The sequence below is a fragment of the Nocardioides flavescens genome, assembly GCF_009823805.1.
GTDB classification, from domain to species: Bacteria; Actinomycetota; Actinomycetes; order Propionibacteriales; family Nocardioidaceae; genus Nocardioides; species Nocardioides flavescens.
Genome location: NZ_WUEK01000002.1, coordinates 133,177 through 151,721, shown reverse-complemented (window position 1 = coordinate 151,721; position 18,545 = coordinate 133,177). Strand labels below are relative to the sequence as shown.

Below are 18,545 nucleotides of genomic sequence, written 5' to 3'. Positions count from 1 at the left end.
GAGGGCCGTCAGCCGCCGGTCGGCGGCTCGACGCGGCGCGCCTGCGGGGGCATGGTCACGGGCAGCGGCTCGCCGACGGGCAGGGCGTGGCTGCCGCGCTGGACGGCCACCCGGCGGATGCTGTCCTCCCACTCCGTGGCCGCGTCGGGGTCGACCGCGGGCTTGCCCAGCAGGGAGGCACGCAGCATCCAGCGGGGGCCGTTGATGCCGATGATGCGGGTGAGCTGCTGCTGTCCCCCGCGCTGGCCGACCCGGCACACGAGCTCGGTGCCCCAGGGGCCCTGGCGCTCGGTGGCGGTGCCGCCGCTCTGGGCGACCTCCGCGGCGATCTGGGGTCGGGCCTCGGCCCACAGGTCGCCACCGCGGGGCGCCGCGAAGGCGCGGAGCTCGACGGCGCCCTCGGCCCCGGCGATGATCACGGCCTGCACGGTGCCGCTGGCCTCGTCGACCTGCAGCCGGAGCTCGCGACCCTGCTCGGGGGCGATGAGCAGGGAGCCGAGGTCGACGCGCTCGACGTGGTCGTGCGGGATGTCGTCGGCGTCGAGCGGACCGTCGGCCAGCGCCCGGGCGGCGGCCTCCGCGACCTCGGCCGCGTGGTCGCGCCCCTGGTCGGCGCCCTGGTCGGCGCCCCCTTCGGCGCTGGCGTCGTTGCCCTTGCGACGGAACCTCACGTGCTGGCCTTCCCTGGATCTGTGGTCTGTGCAGTCTGCTGAGCGGCCGCGAAGCCACCGGTAGAACCGTAGCCCCCGGCGCCCCGGGCGCTCGTGGGCAGGGACTCCACCTCGGCGAAGTCCGCGAGTTCCACCCGCTGGACCACCAGCTGGGCGATCCGGTCGCCCCGGCGCAGCTCGACCGGCTCGACCGGGTCGAGGTTGACCAGCAGCACCTTCACCTCGCCGCGGTAGCCCGCGTCGACGGTGCCGGGGGTGTTGACGATGGACAGCCCGTGGCGCGCCGCGAGCCCCGAGCGGGGGTGGACCAGCGCGACGTGGCCGAACGGCACCGCCAGCGCGATCCCCGTCGGCACCAGCGCCCGCTCCCCCGGCCGCAGCGTCACGTCGACGGCGGTCAAGAGGTCGGCACCGGCGTCGCCGGGGTGGGCGTACGCCGGCAGGGGCAGCTCGGGGTCGAGGCGGACCACCTCGACGCGCACGGTCGGCGCCGCGCCCGCGGAGGGCTCGCTGGAGGACGTCACGCGCCTGACCCTAGACAGCCGCGCCGACAGCGGGATGGGAGGATCGGGGCCGTGAGCACCGCACCCGACGCCCCCGCCTACGCGGAGCGGCTCGGTGTGCCCCTGCGGTGGTGGGCCCAGGGCACGATGCTCGTCGCGAGCCTCTGGCTGGCCCTCGTAGTCGCCCTGCCCGGTCCGGTGGCGTGGTCGATCGCGGCGGTCGCGATGACCGGCGTGGCGGCGCTCTTCCTCACCTACGGCGGCGCCCGGCTGGTCGTGCGCGACGGCTGGTTGCACGCCGGCCGCGCCCGCATCGAGGCCGAGCACCTCGGCACGGTGACCCCGCTCGACGCCGAGCAGACGCGCCGCACCGCCGGACCGGACGCCGACGCGCGCGCCTTCCTCCTGCTGCGCCCCTACCTCAAGCGCTCGGTGCGCGTCGAGATCACCGACCCGGCCGACCCGGCGCCGTACTGGCTGCTCAGCTCGCGCCACCCCGAGGAGCTCGCCGAGGCCGTCCGCGCCCTCGCCAGCACCGCCCCGCACACGTCCTGACCAGCTCCTGACCGGCTCCTGACCAGCGGGCCCGACGCTGGGTACTGTCCACGCATGGCTTCGGACAGCTCCAAGATCTGGACCGTGATGTCGCTCGTCGCCGGCGTCGGTGCCGCGAGCGTCGCACGCAAGGTCCTCGACACCTCGTGGAAGGCCGCGTCTGGCAAGAACCCGCCGGAGAACCCCGCCGACCCCGACACCAGCCTCGGCGAGGCGATCGTCTGGGCGAGCGTCACGGGCGCCTTCATCGCCCTGGCGCGGATGCTCGCCCAGCGCCGGGCGGCCGACTACTACGCCCGCTCGACCGGTCACAACCCGCCCGGACTGCGCAAGGGCGACACCCGCTGAGTCGCCCCGACCACCGCACCGGACAGCACGAGAGCCCGGCCCCCACGCGGGGGCCGGGCTCTCGTCACGTCAGCGGCCGTCCGATCGGGCCGCCCAGCGCTCAGGCGCAGTCGAAGCAGATCATCTTCTTCGAGTCGGCCAGCTGGCTGCGGTGGTGCACGAGGAAGCAGCTCATGCAGGTGAACTCGTCCTCCTGCTTGGGCTTCACCTCGATCGCGAGCTCTTCGTTGGACAGGTCCGCACCGGGGAGCTCGAAGGACTCGGCGGCTTCCGTCTCGTCCTCGTCGACCTTCCCGGAGTTCTTGTCGTGACGTCGAGCCTTGAGCTCTTCGATGCTCTCCTCGGACTGGTCTTCTTCGCTCTTGCGCGGGGCGTCGTAGTCAGTCGCCATGTCAGTTCACTCCCTTCGGCCGTTCACGTCAGCAGTCCCCCGACCCCGGACGCGTGAGGCGTCCGGCAGGGGAGGATTGTGCACCATCACACCGGGAACGGACACACCGGCAGTCGAGGCGGCTGGTGAACGTCCGGTGACGGCGTCTTGTTCCCCGTCCGCGCAGGCGTCGGGGAGCGTGTCAGTCGCAGTACCCGGCGTCCACCAGAGCACGCCTCAGCACGTCGAAACCACCCGATGGTGCCGCGATGACCATGCGCCGTCCGAGCACCCCGGTGCCGACCTCGACGCGGGCTCCGGCCCGCTCCGCGACGAGGCCGCCGGCGGCGTGGTCCCAGAGGTTGATGCCCTCCTCGACGTAGCCGTCGACCGTGCCCTCGGCCACGCCGCACAGGTCGAGGGAGCAGGCGCCGATGCGACGGATGTCACGCACCCGCGGCAGCAGCCGCACCAGGGCCTGGGCCTGACGTTCGCGCAGCCCCGCGTCGTAGTTGAAGCCCGTCGCCACCAGGCGCTGCGAGAGCGGCGCGTCGTCACGCACGGAGATCGGCTCACCGTCGCGCAGCGCCGGTCCGTCGAGGGTCGCGGTGTACGTCGTGCCGGTGGCGACGTTGAGCACCACGCCCGCGACGACCTCGCCGTCGCGCTCGGCCGCGATCGAGACGGCGTACGCCGGCACGCCGTAGACGAAGTTGACCGTGCCGTCGATGGGGTCGACGACCCAGCGCACGCCCGAGGTGCCGGCGCGGTCGTCGCCCTCCTCCCCCAGGATCGCGTCGTCGGGGCGGGCGGCGACCAGCCGCTCGCGGATCAGGCGCTCGGAGGCCCGGTCGGCCTCGGTGACGACGTCGACCTCGCTGGACTTGGTCGCCGCCACGCTCACCCCGCGGGCGCGGGCCTCGCGCACGAGCTCGGCCGCCTCGCGGGCGACCTCGACCGCCAGGTCGAGCAGCTCGGCGGGCTCAGCGGGCTCGACAGGTGCGCTCACGCGGGGGCCTCGCACAGCGTCGGGTGGTCGCTGCGGGGGTTCTTGCAGCAGTCGACGGGGCAGCGGTCCCACATCGCGCCGATCGACCCGCAGGACGGCCGGTCGACGGGGACGCCCCGCTCGACGGCAGCGCGCTCGAGGAGCAGCTCGACCACCATCGCCGCGAACCGCGGGTCGGTGCCGGCGGTGGCGGCGCGCTGCGCCGGCAGCTCCAGCTCGCGCGCGGTCTCGAGCGCCTCGGTGTCGAGGTCGTAGACGACCTCCATGTGGTCGGAGACGAAGCCGATCGGGGCGATGACGACGCCGGTCGCCCCCGACTTGGCCAGCGACTCGAGGTGCTCGTTGACGTCGGGCTCGAGCCACGGCACCTGGGGCGGACCGGAGCGCGAGCAGTAGACGAGCGCGTGGGGGTGCTCGACCCCGGTGGCCTCGGTGACCCGGTGGGTGATCTCGGCGGCGAGGTCGAGGTGCTGGGCGACGTAGTTGCCCTCGGTCTGCGGCGGGCCGCTCTGGGCGTTCATCGACTCGGGGATCGAGTGGGTGACGAACACCAGGTGGGCGCCGGCGCGGGCGTCCTCCGGCAGGGCCTCGAGCGAGGCGATCACGGCGTCGGTGTTCGCCGCGACGAAGGCCGGGTGGTTGAAGTAGTGGCGCAGCTTGTCGAGCGCGGGCGCGCCCTCGACCCCGTCGACGGCGTCGTAGAGGTTCTCGCGGTACTGCCGGCAGCTCGACCACGACGAGTAGGCGCTGGTCACGAAGCAGGCCGCGCGGCGCACGCCGTCCGCGCTCATATGCTCGACCGCGTCGCGCAGGTAGGGGTCCCAGTTGCGGTTGCCCCAGTAGACCGGCAGGTCCAGACCGGCGCGCGACAGCTCCTCGCGGATCGCGGCCAGCAGGTCGCGGTTGAGGTCGTTGATCGGCGAGCGGCCGCCGAAGAGCCGGTAGTGCTCGCCGACCTCTTCCAGTCGCTCGCGCGGGATGCCCCGACCGGCCGTGACGTTCTCCAGGAACGGCACGACGTCCTCCTGCTTCTCGGGTCCCCCGAAGGAGACGAGCAGCAGCGCGTCGTACGGCGTCACGTCGGGGCTCTGACCGGTGCTCTCCAGGGGGCTGTCCACACCTCCGAGCGTAGAGATCGGACCTAGGGAAGCGCTGGTCAGTGGCAGGGCGGCGTCAGCCCCGCCCCAGCACGCACCCGAGCGGCTTCTCCTCGGTCGCCGTGCCTCCGGCACGGCTCCCTCGTCGGCACCACTCGTGCACGCACCGGGACGACGCTGACATCCACCCCCATCGACCAGCGTTTCCCCAGCCCGCAAACGATTGGGTGAGCGTCGCACCGGGTCTTAGATTGGCCGGGCCATGGCCGTCCTGTCCTCCTACCGCACCGTCCTCGCCGCCCCCGGCGCCGCGCTCTTCAGCGCGACCGGTCTGGTCGGTCGCCTCCCGATCTCGATGGCCTCGCTCGGCATCGTGCTGCTGGTCGAGGCAGGCACCGGCTCCTACGGGGTCGCCGGCTCCGTCGCCGGCGCCTACACCGTCGCCAACGCCGTGCTCGCGGTGGTGCTCGGGCGCTTGGTCGACCGGCTCGGTCAGGGCCGCGTGCTGGCCGCGCTCGGGGTCGCCTTCGGCGTCACGGTGGCGCTGCTGATCGTCTCGGTCGCCGAGGACTGGGCGCGGCCGGTGACCTACGTCGCCGCGGCGCTGGCCGGCGCGACGCTGCCGCCGGTCGGATCGTGCGTGCGGGCCCGCTGGGCGCACGCCCTCGGAGGCTCCGGGCAACCGGTCGGCGAGTCCGGTCCGAGGCTGCAGACGGCCTACGCCCTCGAGGCGGTCGTCGACGAGATGGTCTTCATGACCGGCCCGATCCTGGTGACCGTCCTCGCGACGCTCGTCGACCCGGTGCTCGGGCTGGCCGCGGCGGGCGCGGCGGGCGCGGTGGGCAGCCTCGCCTTCGCCGCGCAGCGACGCACCGAGCCGCCGGTCGTGCCCCACCACGACGACAGCGGGGTCCGGGCGCCGATGCCGTGGCGCACCGTCGTGCCGGTGGTGGGCGTCACCGCGGGTCTCGGCGTGCTCTTCGGCGCCGCCGAGGTCACCACGGTCGCCTTCGCCGACGAGCAGGGCCACAAGGGCTGGTCGGGCGCGCTGCTCGCGGTCTGGGCGCTGGGCAGCCTGCTCGCCGGGCTCGTGACCGGCGCGATCGCCTGGCAGCGGGGGCCGTCGTACCGGCTGCGGATCGGCGCGTTCGGCATGGCGGTCGCCATGGCGCCGCTCTTCCTCGTCGGCTCCATCCCGCTCATGGGCGTGCTGCTGCTCGTCGGCGGGGTCGCGATCGCGCCGACCATGATCGCCGCGACCAGCCTCGTGCAGCAGGTCGTGCCCGCCTCGCGCCTGACCGAGGGCATGGCCTGGATCCAGACCGGCGTCGTCGTCGGCATCGCGCCCGGCGCGGCGCTCAGCGGTGCCGTGGTCGACGCCGCGGGCGCGTCACCGGCGTACCTCGTCAGCCTGGGCGCGGGACTGCTCGCCGCGGCCGCGGCCCTGGCCATCCCCCGCCAGCCGGGCCAGGCTGGTCCCCGCGACGTCGTGCCGTCGAGCCAGGAGGTGGTCGCATGAGCGTGTGGCGCAACTGGTCGGGGCTGGAGTCGGCGGCCCCGGCGCGAGAGTCCACGCCCGTCTCCGTCGAGGACGTCGTCGTCGAGGTGAGCCGGGCGGTGGAGCGGCGCAGCACCGTCAAGATGGTCGGCACCGGTCACAGCTTCACCGCGATCGCCGCCCCGGAGGCGACGCTGCTGCGCCCGGGCGGCCTCACCGGCGTCGTCGGGATCGACCGTGAGGCGATGACCGTGACGGCCCACGCCGGCACCCGGCTGGCCGACCTCAACCTCGCCCTGGAGCGGGAGGGGCTGTCGCTGCACAACATGGGCGACATCGCCGAGCAGACGCTGGCCGGAGCGGTCTCGACCGGCACCCACGGCAGCGGCGGCCGGGCGGCCGGGCTGGCCGCCCAGCTCGTCGGCCTCGAGCTCGTCACCGGCACGGGTGAGCTGCTGCACGCCAGCGCCGAGGAGCACCCCGACGTGTTCGCGGTCGCGCGGGTGGGGCTCGGGGCGCTGGGCATCCTGACGACGCTGACGTTCCGGGTCGAGCCGCTCTTCGTGCTGGAGGCCGTCGAGGAGGCCGCGCGCTGGGACGACGCCCTCGAGCGCTTCGACGAGGTGGCGTCCGCCGTCGACCACCTCGACCTCTACTGGTTCCCCCACACCGACACGGTGCAGCTGAAGCAGAACACCCGCCGCGGCACCGAGCTCTCCCAGGCCCGTCCGCTGAGCCGGCACCAGCTGCTGCTCGACGACCACCTGCTGCAGAACACCGTCTTCGGTCTCGTCACCAGCGGCCTCAACCGCGTGCCGGCCGCGATCCCCCGGGTCAACCGTCTCGCCGCGGGGCTGCTCAGCACCCGGCGCTACAGCGACGTCGCCCACCGGGTCCTCACCGCCGAGCGCACCGTCGTCTTCCGCGAGATGGAGTACGCCGTCCCGCGCGAGGTCGGCCTCGACGTGCTGCGCGCCTGCCGGCGCGCCATCGACGCCTCCGACCTGCGCATCAGCTTCCCCGTCGAGGTGCGCACCGCGCCCGCCGACGACGTCGCGCTCTCGACGGGCAGCGGCCGCGACTCGCTCTACCTCGCCTTCCACACCCATCGCGACGCCGACCACCGCGCCTACTTCGCACTGCTCGAGCCGGTCCTGCGCGAGGCCGGCGGCCGGCCCCACTGGGGCAAGGTGCACACCCGCACCGCCGCCGACCTGGCCCCGGCGTACCCGCGGTTCGAGGAGTTCCTGGCCGTGCGCGAGCGCCTCGACCCGCACCGGGTCTTCGCCAACGACCACCTCCGGCGGGTCCTCGGCCGCTGAGGTCGCGGCATGGCCGCCGAGCCCCGTGGGGCCAGAGTGACGCGTGATACACACGGCTCCGGGCCGCGGCGCGCGGGGTGGCTCCCGCGTGGCGGCCCGCCGCTGGCGTAGGGTCGGACAGACCCCCGAGCGAGGACGAGACGAGGCATGTCGGCCGAAGAGCTGCCCACCCCGCACCCGGTCGCTCCGCGCCCGACGCGGACGGCCGGGCGCCACCTGACCCTCCTCGGCCTCACCGCCGACGGGCGTCGGCTGCGACTCGGCGACCCGCACGACGCCAGCGGGGCCGAGTTCGTCGTCGACGTCGACGCCCGGCTGCGCGCGGCCCTCGGGGTCGCCCCGCCGGCGGCGCCCGGCCCCGCCGCATCCACCAGCACCAGCACCCCCAGCACCCCCAGCAGCACCGCCGAGGTGAGGACCACCATGGAGAGCACCCTGCGCCCGCGCGACATCCAGGCCCGGATCCGGGCCGGCGAGACCCCGGAGGCCGTGGCGCAGGCGGCGCAGACCAGCGTCGAGCGGATCATGCCGTTCGCAGCGCCGGTGCTGGCCGAGCGCGAGCACGTCGCCGACCGCGCCCAGCGCTCCTCGATCCGCCGCCCCGCCGGCGAGGCGACGACCACGGCCGCCCGCACCCTCGGCGACGCGGTCACCGCGCACCTGCACTCGCGCAACGTCGACCCCGACGTCGTCACCTGGGACGCCTGGCGTCGCGAGGACGGTCGCTGGGCGCTCGCCGGCCGCTACAGCGTGCAGGGCCGCGAGGGGCTCGCCGAGCTGACCTTCGACCAGCCCGGCAACTTCGTCGTGCTCGAGAACGACGACGCCCGCTGGCTCGTCGGCGACGCCGTGGCCGCGGCGCCCGCTCCGGCCGCCGCGGAGGCCGCCGCCGACGCGCCCCGCCGGCTGACCGCCGTACGCACCGAGGACCAGGACCAGGACCCCGACCAGCTCAGCCTGGGCGACGACGTCCTCGGCATCGTCGACACCCCGGTCAGCTCCGACTCCCCGGTCGAGGCCTTCCTCGACGACCAGCAGGGCGCCGACGAGTCGGAGCTGGTCGAGCAGGCCGCCGACGCCGCGGCGAGCGACCCGGACCCCGAGCCCGCCCCGGAGCCGGACCCGGCCCACGCCGAGCCGCCCGCCCGTCGTCCGGTGAAGAAGAACCGCGGCCGCGCCTCCGTCCCGAGCTGGGACGAGATCATGTTCGGCGGCCCCGGCGACTGACCCGCGAGACCCCGGCCGCGATGCCCTGTCCAGCGAGGTGACCTGCCGGTAACCTCCGGTCATGGCGTACTTCGTGACGGGGGCCACAGGGTTCATCGGTCGCCACTTGGTCGACGAGCTCGTACGACGGCGCGAGGGCACGGTCTTCGTGCTCTGCCGCGAGGAGTCGCTGGACCGCCTGCAGCCCCTGGTCGAGGCGTGGGGCGTCGAGCGGGTCGTGCCGGTCGTCGGTGACCTCGGCACCGGGCGGCTCGGGGTCGACGGCGCGTGGATCGAGGAGCAGCGCGGCACCGTGGAGCACTTCTTCCACCTCGCGGCGATCTACGACATGACCGCCGACGACGACACCAACGAGGCGCTCAACGTCGGCGGCACCCGCCACGCCCTCGAGCTCGCCGAGGCCCTCGAGGTCGGCTGCTTCCACCAGGTCTCGTCGGTGGCGGTCGCGGGCGACCACGCCGGCACCTTCGACGAGACGATGTTCGCCGAGGGCCAGGCCCTGCCGTCGCCGTACCACCGCACGAAGTACGAGTCCGAGCGCCTCGTGCGCGAGGAGGCGGGCGTGCCGTGGCGGGTCTACCGGCCCTCGATCGTCGTCGGGCACTCCGAGACCGGCGCCATGGACAAGGTCGACGGGCCCTACTACTTCTTCCCGCTCATCAAGCGACTGCGCGACCTGCTGCCGGCGTGGCTGCCGCTGGTGGGCGTCGACCTCGGCGACACCAACGTCGTGCCCGTCGACTACGTCGCCCAGGCGATGGACCACCTGGCGCACCTGCCGGACCGCGACGGAGAGACCTTCCACCTCGTCGACCCGGCGCCCCAGCCCGTCGTCGAGATGGTCAACGAGTTCTGCCGTGCCGCGGGCGCACCGACGTTCGCCACCCCGGTCGACCGCAGCCGCACCCGGCTCGCCGCCGCCCTGCCCTGGGCGCTGACCAAGGTGGTGCGCACCGCACCCGCCCAGGTCGCCCTCGACCTCACCCTGGGCCGCCTCGGCGTGCCCGCGGAGGTGCTCGGCCACCTCTCCTTCCGGCCGGTCTTCGACGCGCGTGCGACCGAGCGGGCCCTGGCCGGCTCGGGCATCTCGGTGCCCGACCTCGGCGCGACCGCGCGCACGCTGTGGTCGTTCTGGGAGGACGAGCTCGACGAGTCGACCGGTCGCGACCCCCGCAACCGCGCCGCTCTCGCGGGCAAGCACGTCGTCATCACGGGAGCCTCGTCGGGCATCGGCCAGGTCACCGCGCTCAAGGTGGCGCAGTGCGGCGGCATCCCCGTGCTGGTCGCGCGCGGCAAGGACAAGCTCGAGGCGACCCGTGCGGCGATCGAACGCCGGGGCGGCACCGCGCACGTCTACGCCTGCGACCTCTCCGACCTCGACGCGATCGACGCTCTCTGCGAGCAGCTGGTCGCCGATCTGCCCTCGATCGACGTCGTGGTCAACAACGCCGGTCGCTCCATCCGCCGCTCGCTCAAGCTGAGCCACGACCGGTTCCACGACTTCGAGCGCACCATGCAGCTCAACTACTTCGGCGCCATCCGGCTCGTGATGGGACTGCTCCCCGCGATGCGCGCCCAGCGCCGCGGCCACGTCGTCAACGTCAGCTCGATCGGTGTGCAGACCAACCCGCCCCGCTTCTCGGCGTACGTCGCCTCGAAAGCCGCGCTCGACTCGTGGTCCAACGTCGTCGCCTCCGAGCTCGTCGGCGACGGCGTGACGTTCACGGGCATCCACATGCCGCTCGTGCGGACGCCGATGATCGCGCCGACGCGCCTCTACGACAAGTTCCCCACGATCTCACCGGCGCAGGCGGCCGACCTGGTCGTCCGGGCGATGGTCGAGCGGCCCCACGAGATCAACACCCTGCTCGGCAACGCCGGCGCCGTGGCCCACACCGTGGCCCCCAAGCTGGCCTTCCGAGTGCTCAACATGGCCTACCACGTCTTCCCCGACTCGGCGGCCGCCAAGGGCGCGGCGCCCGACGGCACCCGCAGCGCGCGCGAGAGCGAGCAGATCATGCTCGCCCGGGTGTTCAAGGGCGTGCACTGGTAGGCCAGCCCTCGGGCGAGGACCACCCCGCGCGCTCGTCGTCCCACGCCACGGCGCTGAGCCGCCAGCCGGCGCCGGTGCGCACCAGCTGCAACGACTTCGCGCCCCGGCCGGTGTGCTCGACGCCGTCCTGCGACCACCGCTTCGCGTAGGTGCACACGTGGTGGGCGACGTCGCCGAGCAGCTCGGTGCGACCGTCCACCTCCCACTCGCGGAACCCCGTCACGTCGCCGGATGTGAGCAGGGCCCGCCGGGGCGCGACGAAGCCGGGCACGTCGTGGACGGTCGGCTCACCTCCGCACGTGCGCACGACGACCGCGCCCTGGACGAAGAGCCCGGGCAGCGCGTCCAGACGCTCCTCGAGCTCGGGCCCCGAGGTGAAGGCGTCGAAGAACGCCCTCACGACCGCCGCCACGGCCGCCCGGTCGTCGTCCTCGGCGCGCTCGCTCACGAGCGCTCGACCGGACGGCTCCCGTCGGCGACCCACTCCGACCAGCTGCCCGGGTAGAGCGCGGCACGCACGCCGATCAGCTCGAGCGCGATGAGGTCGTGGGTGGCGGTGACCCCCGAGCCGCAGTAGACCGCGACCTCGGCGTCGCCGGCGGCGGCCGCGTCGACAGGGACCCCCGCGGCGGCGTACAGCGCGCGGAGCTGGTCGGGGCTGCGGAAGCGTCCGTCGGCGGCGAGGTTGGTGCTCGTCGGCACGTTGACGGCGCCGGGCACGTGGCCCGCGACCGGGTCGACCGGCTCGACCTCGCCTCGGAAGCGCTCGGGCGCGCGGGCGTCGACGACGACGTCGGCGCGCTGGAGGGTGTCGGCGTCCACGACCGGCATCGCCCCCGGCTGCGGCTCGAAGTCACCGGGCTCGACCGTCACGGCGCCGGTCGCCACCGCTCCCCCGGCGGCCTTCCAGGCCGGCCAGCCGCCGTCGAGCACGTGGACGGCGGGGTGGCCGTGGTGGCGCAGCAGCCACCAGGCCCGGCCGGCGGCGTGGCCGCTCCAGTCGTCGTAGACGACCACCGTCCGGTCGCGGCGCACACCGGCCGCCCGCATCGCCTCACCGAACGCCTCGGGGTCGGGCAGCGGGTGCCGGCCGCGCTCGCCGGGCGGACCGGCGAGGTCGCGCCCGAGGTCGACGTACGCCGCACCGGGCACGTGGCCGACCGCGTGCTCCTCGGCTCCGGGTGGACCGCCCATCCGGTAGCGGACGTCGAGGACCGTCACCTCCCCGCGGTCGGTCAGCTCGATCAGGTCACCGGCGGAGATCAGCGGGCTCACGACCCCATCCTGCCGCTCGGCCTCCGCTGCGCCGGAACGCACCCGGCGTCGTACCGAGCAGGGACCGGAAGTGCCGGGTCAGGTGGGCCTGGTCGTGGAACCCGACCTCGACGGCGACCGCGGCGATCGGCTCGCCGGCCAGCAGCAGCCCGCGCGCGCGGTCGAGGCGCCGGCCGAGGACGTAGCGGTGCGGCGGCAGACCGTACTCCCGACCGAAGACCCGCACCAGGTGCGAGGGGTGGCTGCCGAGGTCGCGGGCGATCACGTCGAGGGTCACCGTCGGGTCGTCGTCGAGGCGGGCGCGCACACGGCGGGCCAGGCCCGGGTCGCGGGTGCCGCGTCGCTCGGAGCCACCGCGGTCGAGGTGCAGCGTGATCCGCTCGGAGACCAGCGCCATGCGCGCCTCCGCCTCGAGGGGCTCGGCGATCGAGGCGTGCAGCCGGGCGACCGCCCGGGCGAGGCCGGCGTCGGCCACGAGCGGCGCGCGCACGGCGGCACCGGTCAGGCGCGCCGGCAGCCACCGCTCGTCGACGTAGAGGACCCGCTTGTCGAACCCGCCCGGCGCCGCCGAGCGCCCGTCGTGGGCGACGTGGGGCGGCAGCACCGTGACCCGGCCGGCTACCGCCTGCTGGCGGTCTCGCTCGAGGGTGTAGTCGACGCCGCCCGCATCGACGAGCAGCACCGTCCAGAGGCCGTGGACATGGGCGGGGTAGGCGTGGTCGGTGAAGTGCGCGTGCAGCACCTCCTCGACCCCAGGCACCCCGGGGCTCCAGGCCCGGACGCGCTCGCCCTGATCAGCCGGTCGCCGCACGTCAAGAACGTACAAGACCCGCACCCCGGTGGCGGGCGAGCCTGCTGCCTGTGAAGTTCGAGACGAAGATCGCGGTCGTCGTGCGCGACGACCTGGAGACCTGGCAGCGACTGAACGTCACGGCGTTCCTGTCAGCGGCATCACCCATGCCTTCCCGCAGCTCGTGGGCGAGGCGTACGCCGACGCCGACGGCACGGCGTACCTCCCTCTGCTGGGGCAGCCGGTCGTCGTCCTCGAGGCGGATGCCTCGACCCTCGCGCAGGTGCACGGGCGGGCGCTGGGTCGCGGACTCGCGATGTCGGTCTACACGCGCGAGATGTTCGCGACCGGGCACGACGAGGCGAACCGCGCCGCGGTCGCAGCCGTCGCCCGCGCCGACCTGGACCTCGTGGGCGTGGCCCTGCACGGTCCGCGCAACGGCGTCGACAAGACGGTGAAGGGGGCGCGCCTGCACCCGTGAGCCGCCTCCCGGCCCGCTCCGTGGGAGACTCGGCGCCGTGGCCGAGCTGTCGTTCTTCACCGGCACGATGGACTCCGGCAAGAGCACCCTGGCGCTGCAGACCGACCACAACCGCACCGCCCGCGGACTGCACGGGCGCATCTTCACCAGCCACGACCGCGCCGGCGAGGCGCGACTGTCGAGCCGGCTCGGTCTCGAGCAGGCGGCCATCGAGGTCGACGACTCGTTCGACTTCTGGCGCTACGTCGTCACCGAGCTCACCGCGGGCGCCCGCATCGACTACCTCGTCTGCGACGAGGCGCAGTTCTACACCGCGAGCCAGGTCGACCAGCTCGCCCAGGTCGTCGACGACCTCCAGCTCGACGTGTTCGCCTTCGGCATCCTCACCGACTTCCGCAGCCGGCTGTTCCCCGGCAGCGCCCGCCTGGTCGAGCTCGCCGACCGCACCCACGTGCTCCAGGTCGAGTCGCTGTGCTGGTGCGGGCGCCGGGCGACCCACAACGCCCGCACCGAGGACGGCGTCATGGTCGTCGAGGGCGAGGTCATCGTGGTCGGCGACATCACCTCCGAGGCCGAACGCGCCGTCCACGCCCCCGAGGTCGGCTACGAGGTGCTCTGCCGCATGCACCACCGTCGTCGGATGACCGCCGCCCGCGCCCACGCCGTCGCCCTCGGCGTCGACCCGCTCCCCTTCGGCTGACCCCTCGGGCGGCCGCCCGGCCTCGATACCGGGCGGTACTCACCGACGTTCGGGCGGTAGTCACCGACGTTCTGGGGGCCTGAGACACCTCTCAGGCCCCGGAACGTCGGTGACTACCGCCCGGCCCCCGCCCCACCAGGACCCGAACCGGCGCTCACCCCACCAGCAGCGGGATCAGCATCTCGTCGGCGGTGAGAGAGCCGTGCAGGCCGATCAGGCTGGTCTCGTAGCCGAAGTCGCGGCTGGAGAAGACCCCGAAGCTGCCGTGCCCGGCGACGACGACGTCACCCAGGCGCGGGAGGACGGCCTCGGTCACCGCGCCGAACCAGCCGCGCTCGACGGCGGCGGCACGGGTCAGCACCGTCGCCCGGTCGCCGAGGAGCTCGGACCAGGTGCTGGCGAGGTCGTCCGCGGCACCGGCGTCGGCGTAGAGGTGGCGGAAGCGCGCCTCCCCGCCGAGCAGGGCGAGGCCCTCGCGCAGCTCGGGGAACCGGTCGACGTCGATGCGGTCGCCCGCCGAGCAGTCGACCATGCCGTGGTCGGCGACCACGACGATCCGCACCTCGTCGGGCAGCGCCTCGCGCAGCTGCTGGGCCTGGGCGTCGACGGTGGCGAGCTGCTGTCGCCACTGGGGCGAGTCGACGCCGTAGCGGTGACCCGTCCAGTCGAGGTCGGAGTCGTAGAGGTAGGTCAGCGACGGCCGGTGCGCCGACCCGCTCACCGCGGCCGCGATGCGCTCCCCCACCTTGTCGGCGCCGATGTAGCCCGCGCCGCGGTGCGCGGCGACGGTGAGCCCGCTGCGGTCGAACTCGCGCTTGTTGACCACGTCGACGCGCACCCCGGCCGCGCTCAGCCGGGAGAACGCCGTCTCGTGCGGCTGCCACTGCAGTGGGTCGATGGACTTGTCCCAGAACAGCGCGTTGAGCAGCTTGCCCGTGGCGGGGACCCGCGCGGTGAAGCCGACCAGCCCGTGGGTGCCGGGCGGCAGCGCGGTCCCGAGCGAGGTCAGCGAGGTCGAGGTCGTGGACGGCACGCCCGCGGTGCCGGGCTGGGAGTCGACCAGCAGCGAGGCGAGGTACGGCGCGAGGTCACGGTGACGCTCCAGGAGCCGCTGGCCGAGACCGTCGACCAGGAACACGACGTACGCCGGGGCCTCGGGCAGCACCAGGCCGCTCGGCTCGGGGAGCACCCCGGTGCGCCCGAGCGCCCGGGCGACGGCCGGGACGACGTCCCCGAGACCGCGGACGCCGTACGCCGGCTCGACGAAGCCGTCGACCGCCCTCACGCGCCGGCGTGGGTGCGGGCGGAGAGCTGGGCGGCGAAGGAGAGCAGCCGGTCGACGGCGTCGGTGCCGTCGGCGGCGGCCGAGACCCGCAGCGAGAAGTCGTCGGAGGCCAGGACGCCGGTGTAGCCGTGGTCGGCGTCGCACTGCGGGTCCTCGCAGCCGGCGGGCTCGAGGTCGACGCGGCTCACGCCGCCCCAGCCGAGGGTGATGACCGCCTCGGCGGGCGGCGTGGGGCACTTGGCCTTCGCGGGGCTGGTGACCATCCGGGTCACCACGACGCTGGTGACGGCGCTGAGCCGGATCGCCTCCGAGGAGGTGGAGGTGTAGGGCTCCGGGAGCAGGTCGTCCCCGGCGTGCTCGTCGGTGTGGACGATGATCAGCCGGCTCGGGGTCAGCACCAGGACGGACAGGTGGCGGCGCACCTCGTCGCGGTCGAACGTCGGCTCGTGGTGGACGAAGAAGGACACGACCTGCTCGCCCGCCACCGAGGCGCCGACGCTGTCGCTGACGACCTCGGGGTAGTAGCCGGTGCGGTCGATCGCGGCCTGCAGGTCGACGCTGCGGTCGACGCTGCGGTCACCGTCGTCGGTGCGGCCGTGGGTGGTGCGCAGTGGCATGGGCCGAGTCTCCCACGCGCCCCCCGGCTCAGGTCGGGATCGTGTCGCCCGGGTGGCTGGGCAGGCGGCGCACGAACCAGTCCGAGCGCGGGTCGGCGACCGGCTCGACCCGCGCCGAGGCGGTGAGGACGGTCGAGCCGTGGGAGCCCGCCAGGACGAGCGAGAGCTCGAGCGAGCGCACCTGGGGCAGGTCGTTCTGCAGCTGCGCCACCCGCTGGATGAGCCGCTCGACCTCCTCGATGTCGACGACCTCGCTGCCGCGGTAGCCGAAGAGCATCGGGGCCGACTTGATCTCGCGCACCATCGCGGCGGCGTCGTGCTGGTAGAGCGGGGGGATCCGGTAGGACACGTCGGCGAGGAGCTCGATGATCGGCCCGGAGATGCCGAACGACACCACGGGACCGAAGAGGGGGTCCTCCAGCGAGCGGATCGCGACGGGTATGCCGGGGGTCGCGGACTTCTGCACCACGAACGCCGCGCGCTCGGGGTCGTCGATGACGCGCCCCAGGTCCTTCCAGGCCTCCTGCATCTCGGCCTCGTCGTCGATGCTGCGCACGACGTGGGCCTGGTCGGGGCGCTCGCGCAGGTGCTCGGCGGTCGCCTTGAGGACGACGTCCCACCCGAGGTCCTTGCCCGCCCGCTGCGCCTCGCGCAGCGAGCGCACGGGGCGTGCCTCCCACAGGTCGATGCCGTACGCCGCGAGCAGGGCGGTCAGGTCGTCGGCGCGCAGGTCGTGGCCGTCGGGGTAGGTGCTGAGCACCTTGGTGACGATCGCCTGGGCCGCGGCGACGTCGACGGTGTCGGGGTCGGGTGCGCGCCCGTCGGGCGTGCGCAGCCACACGGCGTAGTCGACGACGCGGGCCAGGGCGCGCACGGCCGCCTCGACGGCCGGGTAGGACGGGACCGAGCCGCGGCCCGCGGTGGAGCCCGCGAGGTCCGGCACCCGCAGGAGCTCGGGCACTCCCTCGGCACCGAGGAACGTCGAGACGAGCGGCTTGTCGGACTGCTCCCCCACCGCGGCGAGCACGTTGGCGATCGCCGCGCTGCCGACGTCGATCGGCGGGATGTAGACGACCACGACCGCGTCGACGTCGGGGTCGTCGATCGCGTCGTCGAGGGCGTCCTCGAAGTCCTCGGGCGTGGGCTCGGTCGACAGCGCGACCTGCTTGTTGACCACGAGGCCGACCGCCGCGGCCGCGTCGGCGGCGAGCAGGCCCAGCGCGTCGGAGTTGCCGACGATGGCGACCCGGCGTCCGCGGGGCAGCGGCTGGTGGGCGGCGAGCTGGGCCACGTCGAACATGTCGTCGAGGGTGTCGACCTGGATGACGCCGGCCTGGCGGAACATCGCGTCGACGGCCTGCGGCGGCGCCGCGATCTTGCGCACGGCGTGGCCCATCGGCACGCCCTGGGTGGTGCGCCCCGAGCGCACCGCGATGACCGGCTTGCGCAGCGAGACACGGCGCGCGATCCGGGAGAACTTGCGCGGGTTGCCGATGGACTCGAGGTACATCATCACGACCTCGGTCGACTCGTCCTCCTCCCAGTACTGCAGGAGGTCGTTGCCCGAGACGTCCGCGCGGTTGCCCGCGCTCACGAACGTCGACAGGCCGAGGCCGCGGTTGTTGACCTTCTCGAGGATGGCCGAACCCAGCGCGCCGGACTGGCAGAAGAACCCCGCCCGACCACGCGGCGGCATCAGCCCGGCGAGCGAGGCGTTGATCTTGACGTCGGGGTGGGTGTTGATGATGCCGAGCGCGTTGGGCCCGATCAGCCGCAGGCCGTAGGACCGCGAGAGCCCCACGAGGCGGCGCTGACGCTGGCGCCCCTCCTCGCCGGTCTCGGCGAACCCGCTGGAGATGACGACGAGACCGTGCACCCCCTTGGCCGCGCAGTCGAGCACGACGTCCTCGACGGCGTCGGCGGGCACCGCGACGATCGCCACGTCGACGTCGTCCTCGATGTCGCCGACGGTGGGGTACGTCGGCAGGCCGGACACCGCGCGGGCGGTCGGGTTGACGGCGTAGACGCGGCCGGTGAAGTCGCCGAGGACGAGGTTGCGCACGAGCGCCTGACCGATCGTGTCCTGGCGGCGCGAGGCGCCGATGACCGCCACCGAGCGAGGGTTGAAGAACCGGTGGATCGACGCCGCCTCGGCGACGTGCTCGCGGCCCTGCATGATGCCGATCGCGGTGTCGGTGGGCTCGATGGGGAACTCGAGCTGCAGCACACCCTCGTCGTAGGCCGAGACCACGCGGTAGCCGGCGTCGCGGAAGGTCTGGATCATCCGCTGGTTGTCCGGGAGGACCTCCGCGACGAACTTGTCGACGCCCCGCTCGCGCGCGGCCTGGGCGAGGTGCTCCAGCAGGACCTGGGCGATGCCGCGCCCCTGGTGCTGGTCCTCCACGAGGAAGGCGACCTCCGCCTCGCCGGGGCGGACCACGTCGTAGCGCCCGACCGCGATCATCTGGCCCTGCAGGGTGAGGATGAAGGCGACCCGCTCGTGGTGGTCGACCTGGGTGAACCGCTTGACGTCGCGGTCCGAGAGCCGCGGCATCGGGCTGAAGAAGCGGTAGTACTTCGACCGGTCGGAGACGCGGGCGTAGAACTCGCGCAGCAGGTCGGCGTCGGCCGGCTGGATCGGGCGGATGTGGGCCGTGCGCCCGTCGCGCAGGAGCACGTCGGAGGTCCAGTGCTCGGGCGCCGTCCGCGCCGTCGTCTGGTCTGGTCCGCCCACACCGAGAACC

18 protein-coding genes and 1 pseudogene are annotated in these 18,545 nt (G+C 74.0%); 8 read left to right on the top strand and 11 right to left on the bottom strand.

Features of this window, described 5'->3' with window-relative positions; translation table 11 throughout:
• Positions 1-8 precede the first annotated feature (8 nt).
• Together GRQ65_RS03405 and dut are read right to left on the bottom strand one after the other, a co-directional pair.
• Entirely contained in the window at positions 9-671 is a 663-nt protein-coding gene (locus GRQ65_RS03405) for a DUF3710 domain-containing protein (protein WP_160875195.1), read from the bottom strand.
• Complete coding sequence (gene dut / locus GRQ65_RS03400; RefSeq protein ID WP_337191452.1) at positions 668-1,195, bottom strand: dUTP diphosphatase; 528 nt, start codon at positions 1,193-1,195, stop codon at positions 668-670. The genes GRQ65_RS03405 and dut overlap by 4 nt, the downstream gene beginning before the upstream one ends.
• A gap of 51 nt (positions 1,196-1,246) precedes the next feature.
• Here dut and GRQ65_RS03395 point away from each other — a divergent pair, with 51 nt between their 5' ends.
• Together GRQ65_RS03395 and GRQ65_RS03390 are read left to right on the top strand one after the other, a co-directional pair.
• Complete coding sequence (locus GRQ65_RS03395) at positions 1,247-1,729, top strand: DUF3093 family protein (RefSeq protein ID WP_160875193.1); 483 nt, start codon at positions 1,247-1,249, stop codon at positions 1,727-1,729.
• A 54-nt stretch (positions 1,730-1,783) separates the two neighbouring features.
• The gene (locus GRQ65_RS03390; protein ID WP_160875191.1) at positions 1,784-2,077 is read left to right on the top strand and encodes a DUF4235 domain-containing protein; all 294 of its coding nucleotides are present in this window, start codon (positions 1,784-1,786) and stop codon (positions 2,075-2,077) included.
• A gap of 100 nt (positions 2,078-2,177) precedes the next feature.
• On the opposite strand, the gene GRQ65_RS03385 is transcribed toward GRQ65_RS03390, so the two are convergent.
• The 3 genes from GRQ65_RS03385 to GRQ65_RS03375 form a co-directional block, all read right to left on the bottom strand.
• Entirely contained in the window at positions 2,178-2,468 is a 291-nt protein-coding gene (locus tag GRQ65_RS03385; RefSeq protein WP_160875189.1) for a DUF4193 domain-containing protein, read from the bottom strand.
• Between the two features lie 181 nt (positions 2,469-2,649).
• On the bottom strand, positions 2,650-3,456 hold the full coding sequence (locus tag GRQ65_RS03380) for an inositol monophosphatase family protein (protein ID WP_160875187.1): 807 nt from the start codon (positions 3,454-3,456) through the stop codon (positions 2,650-2,652).
• The gene (locus GRQ65_RS03375) at positions 3,453-4,574 is read right to left on the bottom strand and encodes a ferrochelatase (RefSeq protein ID WP_337191451.1); all 1,122 of its coding nucleotides are present in this window, start codon (positions 4,572-4,574) and stop codon (positions 3,453-3,455) included. The genes GRQ65_RS03380 and GRQ65_RS03375 overlap by 4 nt, the downstream gene beginning before the upstream one ends.
• Before the next feature lie 241 nt (positions 4,575-4,815).
• Here GRQ65_RS03375 and GRQ65_RS03370 point away from each other — a divergent pair, with 241 nt between their 5' ends.
• From GRQ65_RS03370 to GRQ65_RS03355, 4 genes are all read left to right on the top strand, one after another.
• On the top strand, positions 4,816-6,072 hold the full coding sequence (locus GRQ65_RS03370) for an MFS transporter (protein WP_160875185.1): 1,257 nt from the start codon (positions 4,816-4,818) through the stop codon (positions 6,070-6,072).
• Positions 6,069-7,373: a D-arabinono-1,4-lactone oxidase gene (locus tag GRQ65_RS03365; RefSeq protein WP_160875183.1), complete on the top strand. Its 1,305-nt coding sequence runs from the start codon at positions 6,069-6,071 to the stop codon at positions 7,371-7,373. Before GRQ65_RS03370 ends, GRQ65_RS03365 begins: the two co-directional genes overlap by 4 nt.
• 147 nt (positions 7,374-7,520) lie before the next feature.
• Positions 7,521-8,600, top strand: a complete 1,080-nt coding sequence (sepH, locus tag GRQ65_RS03360; RefSeq protein WP_160875181.1) for a septation protein SepH — start codon at positions 7,521-7,523, stop codon at positions 8,598-8,600.
• Between the two features lie 61 nt (positions 8,601-8,661).
• Positions 8,662-10,653 (top strand): SDR family oxidoreductase, encoded by a 1,992-nt coding sequence (locus GRQ65_RS03355; RefSeq protein ID WP_160875179.1) that lies wholly within the window; start codon positions 8,662-8,664, stop codon positions 10,651-10,653.
• Here GRQ65_RS03355 and GRQ65_RS03350 read toward each other — a convergent pair.
• The 3 genes from GRQ65_RS03350 to GRQ65_RS03340 are packed head-to-tail and all read right to left on the bottom strand — an operon-like array spanning position 10,634 to position 12,739.
• Positions 10,634-11,101, bottom strand: coding sequence for a DUF4440 domain-containing protein (locus tag GRQ65_RS03350; protein WP_160875177.1), 468 nt, complete (start codon positions 11,099-11,101; stop codon positions 10,634-10,636). The two genes, GRQ65_RS03355 and GRQ65_RS03350, sit on opposite strands and share 20 nt — an antisense overlap.
• Positions 11,098-11,928: a rhodanese-like domain-containing protein gene (locus GRQ65_RS03345; protein ID WP_160875175.1), complete on the bottom strand. Its 831-nt coding sequence runs from the start codon at positions 11,926-11,928 to the stop codon at positions 11,098-11,100. The genes GRQ65_RS03350 and GRQ65_RS03345 overlap by 4 nt, the downstream gene beginning before the upstream one ends.
• Positions 11,903-12,739: a helix-turn-helix domain-containing protein gene (locus GRQ65_RS03340; protein WP_160875173.1), complete on the bottom strand. Its 837-nt coding sequence runs from the start codon at positions 12,737-12,739 to the stop codon at positions 11,903-11,905. The genes GRQ65_RS03345 and GRQ65_RS03340 overlap by 26 nt, the downstream gene beginning before the upstream one ends.
• 50 nt (positions 12,740-12,789) lie before the next feature.
• Here GRQ65_RS03340 and GRQ65_RS03335 point away from each other — a divergent pair.
• A pseudogene (locus GRQ65_RS03335) lies at positions 12,790-13,199 on the top strand (DUF2000 family protein).
• A 37-nt stretch (positions 13,200-13,236) separates the two neighbouring features.
• Entirely contained in the window at positions 13,237-13,899 is a 663-nt protein-coding gene (locus GRQ65_RS03330) for a thymidine kinase (protein WP_160875171.1), read from the top strand.
• A gap of 154 nt (positions 13,900-14,053) precedes the next feature.
• On the opposite strand, the gene GRQ65_RS03325 is transcribed toward GRQ65_RS03330, so the two are convergent.
• From GRQ65_RS03325 to GRQ65_RS03315, 3 genes are read right to left on the bottom strand one after another with little or no spacing between them, the layout of a single operon-like run.
• Positions 14,054-15,184 (bottom strand): alkaline phosphatase family protein, encoded by a 1,131-nt coding sequence (locus tag GRQ65_RS03325; RefSeq protein ID WP_160875169.1) that lies wholly within the window; start codon positions 15,182-15,184, stop codon positions 14,054-14,056.
• Positions 15,181-15,801, bottom strand: coding sequence for a DUF5998 family protein (locus GRQ65_RS22450; protein WP_237447650.1), 621 nt, complete (start codon positions 15,799-15,801; stop codon positions 15,181-15,183). Before GRQ65_RS22450 ends, GRQ65_RS03325 begins: the two co-directional genes overlap by 4 nt.
• A gap of 28 nt (positions 15,802-15,829) precedes the next feature.
• Entirely contained in the window at positions 15,830-18,535 is a 2,706-nt protein-coding gene (locus GRQ65_RS03315) for a GNAT family N-acetyltransferase (protein WP_160875167.1), read from the bottom strand.
• Positions 18,536-18,545: the final 10 nt, after the last annotated feature.